The sequence below is a fragment of the Sodalis sp. RH21 genome, assembly GCF_047324175.1.
Lineage (GTDB): Bacteria > Pseudomonadota > Gammaproteobacteria > Enterobacterales > Enterobacteriaceae > Acerihabitans.
On record NZ_CP178732.1, the window covers coordinates 4699764 to 4711281 of the forward strand.

General features: G+C 56.3%; 7 protein-coding genes. 5 read left to right on the forward strand and 2 right to left on the reverse strand.

The annotated features are described in order from the left end of the window. The first annotated feature begins 528 nt into the window (after positions 1-528). Entirely contained in the window at positions 529-1731 is a 1203-nt protein-coding gene (locus ACL2XP_RS21710) for a hypothetical protein (protein ID WP_413735277.1), read from the forward strand. Here the strand turns inward: ACL2XP_RS21710 and ACL2XP_RS21715 are convergent. Next, positions 1720-2487, reverse strand: a complete 768-nt coding sequence (locus tag ACL2XP_RS21715) for a DedA family protein (RefSeq protein ID WP_413735279.1) — start codon at positions 2485-2487, stop codon at positions 1720-1722. The genes ACL2XP_RS21710 and ACL2XP_RS21715 overlap by 12 nt on opposite strands. A 206-nt stretch (positions 2488-2693) precedes the next feature. On the opposite strand from ACL2XP_RS21715, the gene ACL2XP_RS21720 reads away from it, so the two are divergent. The 4 genes from ACL2XP_RS21720 (at position 2694) to rluA (ending at position 10555) form a co-directional block, all read left to right on the forward strand. Next, entirely contained in the window at positions 2694-4097 is a 1404-nt protein-coding gene (locus ACL2XP_RS21720; RefSeq protein WP_413735281.1) for a S8 family serine peptidase, read from the forward strand. 267 nt (positions 4098-4364) lie between these two features. After that, the gene (locus tag ACL2XP_RS21725) at positions 4365-6740 is read left to right on the forward strand and encodes a DNA polymerase II (protein WP_413735283.1); all 2376 of its coding nucleotides are present in this window, start codon (positions 4365-4367) and stop codon (positions 6738-6740) included. A gap of 193 nt (positions 6741-6933) precedes the next feature. After that, entirely contained in the window at positions 6934-9840 is a 2907-nt protein-coding gene (rapA, locus tag ACL2XP_RS21730; RefSeq protein WP_413735284.1) for an RNA polymerase-associated protein RapA, read from the forward strand. 61 nt (positions 9841-9901) lie between these two features. Beyond that, positions 9902-10555: a bifunctional tRNA pseudouridine(32) synthase/23S rRNA pseudouridine(746) synthase RluA gene (rluA, locus tag ACL2XP_RS21735; protein WP_413735285.1), complete on the forward strand. Its 654-nt coding sequence runs from the start codon at positions 9902-9904 to the stop codon at positions 10553-10555. 50 nt (positions 10556-10605) lie between these two features. Here rluA and djlA read toward each other — a convergent pair whose 3' ends face one another. Next, a complete protein-coding gene (gene djlA / locus ACL2XP_RS21740; protein ID WP_413735287.1) occupies positions 10606-11433 on the reverse strand; it encodes a co-chaperone DjlA in 828 nt (275 codons plus the stop codon). Between the last annotated feature and the right edge of the window lie 85 nt (positions 11434-11518).

Here is an 11518-nt window from a genome sequence, read left to right on the forward strand (position 1 = left end):
CACCAGGGAAGCCTTGCTTAAAAAAATCTGCTTAAGCAAAAAATTGAATAACAAAAATCATACAATAATACGTACCTAGCTCGCAGACCACGCTATGTTTTATTTCTTTGCCAGGAATATTCCTATAGCGCTGGTTCTGCTTTTTTTGGCAAATTCAACCTCAATATTAATTAAAATATTTAATAATTTGCTCTTTTAAAAGCCGAAAATAATTTAATGATTAGCCGCATCAAGCAATAAACCATGTGTACAAGCCACGTCAACCATCCGTTATCATTCTTGCATGTTACCCCCGAATGGAGAATTTATTGTATGAATATCAAAGGTAATAAAAAGATCGATTTTTATGCGCAGCGTGGCGTTAAATACATCAATATTGTTTTTCAATTAAAAAAGACCAACAGCTCAAATTATCTGTCGGAAGCACAAAATATTGAGAATAATTTAAAGCCCGCTTACGAAACCATGGGTGTTAAGCCATTATTTGATACCACTTTAAGTCTAAAAAATGAGGAAGCCAGGCAATCCATGCTGAAGTATGGCTTAGACCGGTATTTTGTCGTTAATTTTTTTAATGATAATGTCAATTCAGAAAATTATATCAATGACATTTTGCTGGCCATAGCACAGGTTAATACCGTTGATATAGTCTACCCCTCCGCCGAACCGATATCGTTGCACGCGGATAATCAGACCAATATGATAAGCCATGAGACGTTATCCCCATCCGAAATGACCGGCGATAAAGCGGCGTCGCCGTTGACCAGCTTTCGACCCATCCAGCATTATCTCTGGCCGGCAAAGCACTTTTTTGAAAATTTTAAGCTTGGGGGAATAGACGGCATTGCCGGTTCGGCCTATGAGGGGGGTAAAGGCGAAAACGTGACGATAATTTCAAATGAGCCTGATGCCTGGTTTAACGAACATATTAATTTACCTCATGAACGGGCACTGGTTGAAGGCGAGATAATCATTGGCAGCCATAATACCTCAGCGGTAGGCATCATGGCGGGCCTGAATTTAGGGTATGGCATATTAGGCATTGTTCCCAATGCCAAGATGGGTTATTCCAGCCCGGGGGTGCAACACCTTTATAACCTCTACCACCGTCTCAACGCGGGTGATGTGATTCAAATCGGCATGCAGCACCATGGGATATTAATGGCCCAGGGGGAGAAACCGTGTTCTCTGCCTGTGGAATTTGAAGCGGCCTGGTTTGACATAATTTCGGCACTGACCGACAAGGGCATTCATGTTATCGAGGCTGCCGGGCACGGCGCGTTCAACCTCGACCACCCCGTACTCAAAGGGAAATACGATCGCGGCCGACGGGATTCGGGCGCCATTATGGTCGGCGCGCTTGATCCCCGCACCGGACTTAAAACGCCGCTCAGCAATTTCGGCTCACGGGTTGATAGCTCAAGCTGGGGCGCGTTTGTTGCCACCACGTCATACGGCCATGCCACCTTGTTTAATCAAACCAATGCCTGGTATATCAATGATTTTTCCGGCATTAATGCCGCAAATCCCATTATCGCCGGGGCGGCGGCATGTCTGTCGAGCATCGCCGCCGCCTACAATGCGGCGCTCTCGCCACAGCGGTTGAGAGAGCTATTAACCGGCACCGGGACGGTATTGGCGCAAAACAACTCGGCGCTGATGGGCACCCAGCCAGACCTGAGCAAGGCAATCTATGCCATGTTTGCACAACCTGATGGGTCAAAAACGTAAAACTTTCCAAAACTGGCCCGCATAAACAGGCATCAGGGGGTGATGGAGCACCGCCGTCAGTGCGGCGATCACCGCCACCGCCATCAGCGGCGCCAGCCAGCGCAGCCGCGCGACGGGTAACCAGCGTACCAGGCGATCGGGAGAGCGCTTACCCATTCGTTGCCAGCGCCACGCTAGCCACAGGGCTAGCCAAAATAATAAAGCCGCCGTCAGCAACAGCCAGCGGAATTCACCGGTATGTTCGCCGTCAGGGATATTAATCGCCACGCCGGCCAGAATGCCGGGCAAAAAATATACCGGCGGCCAGGCCAGGCAGCCGATAACATTGGGCAGGGCGAATTTCAGCGGCGGCAAATCCAGCATTCCGGCCGCCAGCGGCACCAGGGGACGAGTCGGACCGACAAACCGGCCAATCAGAACCGTTAACATGCTGTGCTGATGCAAGGCATGCTCGGTTTTATTCAGCAAGGCGCGATGTTTTTTCAGGAAGGACCATCTTTTCAAGGGTTTTTTAAAACCGTGGCCGATGAAATATGATGTCCAATCGCCGACAAAACAACCGACCACTCCGGCGGCCCAGGCGGGGTAAAACCCCATGGTTCCGCTGCCAATCAAAGCACCCAAAGTAGCCATCATTACCGTGCCGGGCAATAACAATCCGACAAAAGCCAACGACTCCAAAAACGCCACCAGCGCAACGGCAATAAGGGAGAAAGCCAGCGATTGGGTTACCCAGTATTCTAAAAAGGCGTCCATAACCCGCTCGTGTTAATCGAAGAAAGCGGATTGTCCGGGCATATGGCTCCATCGTCAACCCAACAATTGTATGGAGATTTAGCAAAGGTCCATTTTTTCTGAAGGGCCGTGGCAAGTCCATCGCTGCCGATGGTTTTCACCCCACCCTGTTTTCTAAAAAAATAGAGTCGTTATTCGTTAAACCATAGCTCTGCCAGGAGAATACCATGATGCCAACCAATGAAAAACATACCATTGATTTTTACGCTGAACCCTCGGTTAATTATCTTTATATTGTGTTTAAATTAATCCCGCATCGTTCTTCGGCCAATTATCTTGCTCAAGCCGGCCAAATCGGCCAGGAAATGCGGCGTAAATTCCCCGTATCGGGTGTAGCGCCCTTGTTTGATACCCGACACGATAATCCGGACCGGCTGCCGCAAAATATCATTGACAGTCATGGTTTTGATCGCTATTTCAGGATTAATCTCCAACCGGCCACCCCAGTCAATTTGATTAACCAGATGCTGAATTTTATCGCGCAGTGGGAATGGATTGAAATAGTCTATCCCAGCGCGCAACCGGCTTCAGCGGCATTGCCATATCATGGAGCTGATGTCCTGAGCCTTGAGGAAAATAGCGTAAGGCAACCACGCGTAATTAAAGCCGATGAGCCCATTCCAGATTTTACGCCCTTGCAATATTATACTTTTTCATCCGCGTACAAACCCCCCGGTTTTCAATTAGGCGGGATAGGGATCAGCGCCTTGGCCACCTTCGATGGTTACCGCGGCAATGGCATAACTATTATTTCCCATGAAATCGGCGCCTGGAGCACCGCCCATGTCAATCTGCCCCCGGAACGGGTGCTGGTGGCGGGGGCGGTGGATATTGACTCCCATGATACCATGTCAGTGGGCGTCATGGCCGCCCGCGACGTCGGGTTCGGCATCAGGGGCATTGCGCCGCGCGCCAAAGTGGGGTATTCCGATAGTCCCATGTCGGACTTGTTAAGCCTTTATAATTACCTTTATCCTGGCGACGTAATACAAATTGGTATTCAAATAACCGGCGGGTCGATTACCGGCTGCCAGGGACCATCATGTTATATCCCCATGGAATCGCAGCAAGACTGGTTTGACGGCATCAGCGCATTTACGGCCAAAGGGATACACGTAATCCAAGCTGCCGGCAATGGCAATGTCGATCTCGACCATGCGGCATTTGCCAGAAAATTCGACAGGACCTTCCGGGATTCCGGCGCCATTATCGTGGGCGCGGCCGATCCTGCAATCGCCAGGCGGGCGGTTTACAGCAGCTACGGCTCGCGGGTCGACAGCTGTAGCTGGGGCTGGAATGTAGTTACCACCACGATGTTCGGCGTCAATGCCAACCTGCTCAATCGGGAAAATGCGTCCTATACCCGTTCATATAGCGGCACCTCATCGGCGAATCCCATCGTGGCCGGGGCGGTTGCCAGTCTTTCCGGCATCGCCAAAGCGTACGGCATAGCGTTATCCCCACGGCGTGCAAGGAGCATATTGACGCAAACCGGAACATATTTAACCGGCGGCGATTCGGCGATCGTCGGCACCCAGCCGGATCTGGCCCAGGCCATTTACCAGTTATAATATCAATGGCGCTTTGACGCCGCCGCCCGGGCCATGATGTGCGGGAGCGTCAGATCCACGAGAAACCGCTAACATGGTCCGCTGGACAAACACTGTATAAATAATCATACTTATTGGGTTTTCTGCTGACGGCCCGGCAACGGGCCGCCAGTCCACAGATGTCCCGGCGGCTTTAGGGTGCATTTTCACGCCCGCGCATACGCGCAGCTAAACGCAGTTAAAGGTTGAGGCCGGCCGTTTTTCACTTTACTCGGGTACGCAGACGCTATGTCAGACCCCACAGCTCCCCGCCAGGGTTTTGTCCTGACCCGCCACTGGCGGGACACCCCCGACGGCATCATCATCGACTTCTGGCTGGCTACCGAGGCTGGCGCGCAGAAAATCAGCCTGCCGCCCCAGCCCGCCGTGGCATTTATTCCGCAGGAGCACGTGGCGCGGGTCCAGCCTTTATTACGGGATATCAAAGACTGCCGCCTGCGCCCGCTGGAGCTGCGCGATTTTCACCGTCGCCCGGTGGCGGGCTTATATTGCCGGCATTACCGCGATCTGAGCCGTCTGGAAAAGGCCCTCAAAGACGTGGACATCCCCCTTTATGAAGCGGATATCCGGCCGCCCGAGCGTTATTTGATGGAGCGGTTTATCACCGCCCCGGTATGGTTTACCGGCCACCAGCGGCCCGGCGGCGCGCTTAGCGGCGCGCGCCTGAAACCCGATACGGCTTATCGGCCGACGCTGAAACTGGTGTCATTGGATATCGAGACCACCCGTTTCGGCGAGCTGTATTGCATCGGGCTGCACGGCTGCGGCCAGCGGCGGGTCTTTATGCTGGGCGAGGCGCCGGCTACCGGCGGCGCGGCGGCAGACGACATGCTGGAGTATGTGCCTACCCGCGCGCTGCTTATCCAGCGCCTGAACCAATGGTTCGCCGCGCACGATCCCGATGCCATCATCGGCTGGAATGTCGTGCAATTCGACCTGCGCATCCTGCAAAAACACGCCGAGCGTTATAATGTGCCGCTGCTGCTGGGCCGCGGCGGCGGGGTATTGGAATGGCGCGAGCACGGGGTCAAAGCCGGGCATTTTTTTGCCAGCGCCGCCGGCAGGCTGATTATCGACGGCATTGACGCGCTGAAATCCGCGTTCTGGCAATTCTCGTCGTTTAGCCTGGAAAATGTGGCGCAGACCCTGCTTGGCGAAGGGAAAGATATTTCCACGCCCTATCAGCGCATGGACGAAATCGACCGCTTGTATCGGGAAGATCGCCCCGCGCTGGCCCGCTATAATATCAAGGATTGTGAACTGGTTACGCGCATTTTCGAGCATACCCAGCTGCTGGCGTTTTTGCTGGAGCGGGCCACGGTCACCGGCCTGGCGGCGGATCGCAGCGGCGGCTCGGTGGCCGCCTTCACCTGGCTGTATGTGCCGCGCATGCATCGCGCCGGTTTCGTGGCCCCCAACCTGGGCGACGTGCCGGTGCAGGCCAGCCCCGGCGGCTATGTGATGGACTCCCGGCCCGGCCTGTATGATTCGGTGCTGGTGCTGGATTATAAAAGCCTTTACCCGTCCATTATCCGCACTTTTCTTATCGACCCGGTGGGGTTGATTGAAGGCATGGCCGAGCCCGATCCCGCCCAGACCGTCGACGGCTTTATCGATGCGCGCTTTTCCAGAACCCATCACTGCCTGCCGCAGATCGTGCAAGAGCTCTGGCAGGGGCGCGAACGCGCAAAACGCCAGCGCAACCAGCCGTTATCCCAGGCGTTAAAAATCATTATGAACGCGTTTTACGGGGTGTTGGGCGCGCCCGGCTGCCGTTTTTTCGATGCCCGCCTGGCCTCGTCCATCACCATGCGCGGCCACGCGATTATGCATCAAACCCGCGAACTGATAGAGGCCCGGGGCTATCCGGTGATTTATGGCGATACCGATTCCACGTTCGTCTGGCTGAAACGGCCTCACGATCGCAACGCCGCGGATGCTATCGGCCGGCGGCTGGTAGATGAAATCAATCAATGGTGGCGCACCCATCTGCAAGACGTCCTGGGGTTAAACAGCGCGCTGGAACTGGAATACGAAACCCATTTTATCCGCTTTTTGATGCCTACCATCCGCGGCGCCGAAATGGGCAGCAAAAAACGCTATGCCGGCCTGGCGCAAGGCGACCAGGGCGATATCATGGTGTTCAAAGGGCTGGAAACGGTGCGCAGCGACTGGACGCCGCTCGCGCAGCAATTCCAGCAACAGCTTTATGAACTGATCTTCCGCCGCCAGCCTTATCAGGATTTTATCCTGGACTATGTGCGCCGTACCCTGGCGGGCGAGCTGGATCATTTGCTGGTCTATCGCAAGCGCCTGCGGCGCAAGCTGAGCGAATATCAGCGCAACGTGCCGCCGCAAGCCCGCGCGGCCAGGATTGCCGACGAGTTTAATCTGCAACAGGGCCGGCAGCAGCAGTACCAGAACGGCGGCTGGATCAGCTACATCATCACCGCCCATGGCCCGGAACCCCTGGAGATTGCCCATACCAGGCCCGACTACGATCATTATCTGGCCAAACAGCTCCAGCCGGTGGCGGATGCCATTCTGCCCTTCCTGCAGGATGACTTTACCACTTTGGTCTCGGGGCAGATGGGACTGTTTTGACGCAAAGACATGGATTGGTAGGTGACGAAGCCACCCTCATCTATTAACATAGCGCCCTTCCAGATCGCAATATTAACTCTTACCGATTTTTCCGCCGCGGCATCGAGCCAATGCCTGCCACGGCGAGCCGCGCTATTGCCGGTATATTTTGCCTAATATAATTTTGCCTAACATAACACCGAGCCGAGAATTTATGCCTTTTACCCTAGGTCAACGCTGGATCAGCGATACGGAAAGTGAATTGGGATTGGGAACTGTGGTCGCGCAGGATGCCCGCATGATCACCTTGTTATTTTCCGCCATCGGTGAAAACCGTCTCTATGCCCGCGCGGATGCCCCCATCACCCGGGTGATTTTCAATCCCGGCGACATCGTCACCAGCCATGAAGGCTGGCAGCTCAGCGTGGAGTCGGTACAAGAAGACGATGGTTTGCTTACCTATATCGGCACCCGCCTGGATAACGGCGAGGCCGACACGTCGTTGCGCGAGGTGCTGCTTGACAGCAAACTGACCTTCAGCAAACCCCAGGATCGCCTGTTTGCCGGCCAGATCGACCGCATGGATCGGTTCGCCCTGCGCTACCGGGCGCGTAAATTCCACAGCGAGCAATTCCGCCAGGCGTGGAACGGGCTGCGCGGCATACGCGCCAACCTGATCCCGCATCAGTTGCATATCGCCTCCGAAGTCGGGCAGCGCTATGCGCCGCGGGTATTGCTGGCGGACGAAGTGGGCCTGGGCAAAACCATCGAAGCCGGCATGATCATCCATCAGCAACTGCTCACCGGCCGCGCCGAGCGGGTGTTAATCATCGTGCCGGAATCATTGATGCACCAATGGCTGGTGGAGATGATGCGCCGGTTCAACCTGCTGTTTTCTCTGTTTGACGACGAACGCTACGCCGAAGCCCTGCAAGATGGCGACAATCCGTTTGAAACGGAACAACTGGTGCTGTGCTCGCTGGATTTTGTGCGGCGTAATCACGAACGTCTGGAGAAGCTGGCCGACGCCGACTTTGATTTGATGGTGGTGGACGAAGCCCATCATCTGTCCTGGAGCGAGGATACCCCCAGCCGCGAATACCAGGTGATTGAACAGCTGGCGCGCAGCATTCCCGGTATCCTGCTGCTGACCGCCACGCCCGAACAGCTCGGGATGCAAAGCCACTTCGCCCGCCTGCGGCTGCTCGACCCCGATCGTTTCCATGACTATCAGGCGTTTGTGGCGGAACAGCAGCGTTACCGGCCGGTGGCCGACGCGGTGACGCTGCTGCTCACCGGCAAGGCGCTGGAACCGGCAGCCAAAAATCTGCTGGCCGACATGATCGGCGAGCAAAATATCGAACCCCTGCTGTCGGTGGCCAATGGCCAGGATGCGCGCGCGCTGGCCGCCCGCCGCGAGCTGATTGCCATGCTCATGGACCGCCACGGCACCAGCCGGGTATTGTTTCGCAATACCCGCCAGGGCGTAAAAGGGTTTCCCCAGCGCATTTTGCATCAGATCAAGCTGCCGCTGCCGGCCCAGTACCAGACCGCCATCAAGGTGGCCGGCATCATGGGCGGCAAGCAAACGCTGGACGAACGGGCGCGCAACATGCTCTACCCCGAGCAAATTTACCAGCAATTCGAAGGCCAGAACGCCACCTGGTGGAATTTTGATCCCCGCGTCGAATGGCTGTTGGATTTCCTGCTGCAAAACCGCCAGGACAAAGTGCTGGTGATCTGCGCGCACGCCGACACCGCCCTACAGCTGGAGCAGGTATTACGCGAACGCGAAGGCATCCGCGCCGCGGTGTTCCATGAAGGGCTGTCGCTGCTGGATCGCGATCGGGCCGCCGCGTATTTCGCTTCCGGCGATGACGGCGCGCAGGTGCTGCTGTGCTCGGAGATTGGTTCCGAAGGACGCAATTTCCAGTTCGCCAGCCGCATGGTGATGTTCGATCTGCCGTTTAATCCGGATCTGCTGGAGCAGCGCATCGGCCGGCTGGACCGCATCGGCCAGAACCACGATATCCAGATTTTTGTGCCTTACCTGGAGCAAACGGCCCAATCCGTGCTGATCCGCTGGTACCACGAAGGGCTGGACGCCTTTGAGCACACCTGCCCCACCGGCCGCGCGCTCTATGATGAGTATTTTCAACACCTCATCGGTTATCTTGGCGATCCGGCCAAGCTTGAGGGATTGGACGACTTTATCCACGCCAGCCGCCAGCAGCACGACCGCTTGAAATTGCAGCTGGAGCAAGGCCGCGACCGCCTGCTGGAACAGCATTCCAACGGCGGCGAGCAGGCGCAGGCGCTGGCCGACGCCATCGCCGGGCAGGACAGCGATCCGCAGTTGGTGAATTTCGCCCTGAATTTGTTTGATATCGTCGGTATCAACCAGGCGGATCGCAGCGACAGCCTGATCGTTCTCACCCCATCCGATCATATGCTGGTACCGGATTTTCCCGGCCTGCCGGAAGAAGGCTGTACCATTACCTTTAACCGCGAACAGGCGCTGGCGCGGGAAGACACGCAATTTATCAGTTGGGAGCACCCTATCATCCGCAATGGGCTGGATCTGGTACTCTCCGGAGACAGCGGCACCAGCGCGGTATCACTGCTGAGAAACAAAGCGCTGCCGGCGGGGACCCTGCTGGTGGAACTGATTTACGTGGTCGAGGCGCCGGCGCCGAAAAAATTGCAGCTTAGCCGTTTTTTGCCGGCCACCCCCGTGCGTTTGCTGCTCGATCAAAACGGCAACGATCTGGCCGGCCAGGTGGAGTTCGAGCAATTTAACCGCCAGTTGAACGCGGTGAAACGCCATACCGCCGGCAAATTGGTCAGCGCGGTACAGCCGGAAGTGCATAAACTGCTGCAAAACGGCGAAACCCTGGTGGCCAGACAGGCAGAGCGCCTGATTGAGGATGCCCGGCAGCTGGCGGATGAAAGCCTGAGTACCGAGCTCAATCGCCTGGAAGCGCTAAAAGCGGTCAATCCGGCGATCCGCGAAGACGAACTGGAAACGCTGGCCTCCAACCGCGAGCGGGTGCTGGAGCATCTGGATCAGGCCAACTGGCGGCTGGATGCCATTCGTCTGATCGTGGTTACGCATCAGTAAGCTTTTTCATTAATCAGTGCCATATATCCCGGGACATCCCCCCGGGGTAAACCGGAGCAGTATGGAACCCTATAATCCCCCCCGTGAGCCCTGGCTGCATATCCTGTATCAGGATGCGCATATCATGGTGGTGAACAAGCCCAGCGGTTTGCTGTCGGTCCCCGGCCGGGCGCCGGAACACAATGATAGCGTCATGTCCCGCATACAGGCGCAATTCCCGCAGGCCCAGTCCGTCCACCGGCTGGATATGGCCACCAGCGGCGTGATTGTCGTGGCGATGACCAAGGCGGCGGAGCGGGAATTAAAACGTCAATTCCGCGATCGGGAACCGCGCAAATACTATATTGCCAGGGTGTGGGGGCATCCCGCCCAGGAAGAGGGATTGATTGACTTGCCGTTGATTTGCGACTGGCCGAACCGGCCCAAGCAGAAGGTATGTTTTGAAACCGGCAAGGCGGCGCAAACCGGATACCGGGTATTATCCTACGACGATGATTTCACCGCCAGGATGTTGCTGACGCCCATAACCGGACGCTCGCATCAATTGCGGGTGCACATGCAGGCGCTGGGACACCCCATCCTCGGGGACAGTTTTTACGCGACGCCGGAGGCCCTGGCCATGTCCGGCCGCCTGCTGCTGCATGCGCAGGAGCTGGCGATAACCCATCCGGCGTTTCACTCGCCGATTCATTTTCGCTGCGAAGCGGACTTCTGAACCGCGCCCTGCAATAGGCCCATGGCGCGGTTCAAGACCCGGGCCGCGGGTCAGTGAAACCCCTTTTCGCGCTTAATCAAATCGTACGCGGCCTGGATGGCCTGGGTTTTCTGCTTGGCCATCTCCATCATTTCCGGCGGCAATCCTTTGGCCACCAGCTTATCCGGATGGTGCTCGCTCATCAGCTTACGATAGGCGCGCTTAATGGTGGTGGCCTCGTCGGTGCTGTTGACGCCCAATACCTTGCAGGCATCCTCCAGGGTCGGACCGCGATCGCCGCCGGGCTGGTACCCGCCCCGGGAATACTCCCGATCGCCGCCCTGGCCGCCGAACTGCTGCCCGCCTTCCATCATGCTGAGGAACTGATCGAACTGCATCCGCGAAATACCCAGTTCCTCGGCAATCACATACAGCACCTGCCGCTCGTTGGGATGCAACGATCCGTCGGCAAACGCCGCCTGGATCTGAATTTCCAGAAACATCCTAATTAAATCGAAGCGGCCGAAACACACCTGGCGAAACTCGCGCAGCGCGCCGCGCAGCGGAAACTGCGGTTCCTTCCCTTCCCGAAACGCCTGCTGCGCCGCCGTGCGCGCAGAGCCGTCAAGGCGCAGCCTCTCCATCATCAGGTTGGCGTTTTGGATATCCGCCTCGGTGACCCGCCCTTTTGATTTAGTAAGATGCCCCATGACCTGGAAGGTGGTGCGGAAAAAAACATTCTGCCTGGTTTGCTGATCGGAAAAGTAGCCGCCGCCCACGCGGGCGACCCGCGCCTTATCCACCATATGGCCGATCAAAAAGCCTAAAACCACGCCCCAAAAGCCGGCTCCTGAGACAAAACCCAGAATAACGCCCAACACCTTACCCCAATACCGCATATACTCCTCAATTCATCATGCCGTCGCTGCAAATTTGCTTTATCATACCTGTCATTTATCGCTGTGCCTAACGGTGCGCGGATAA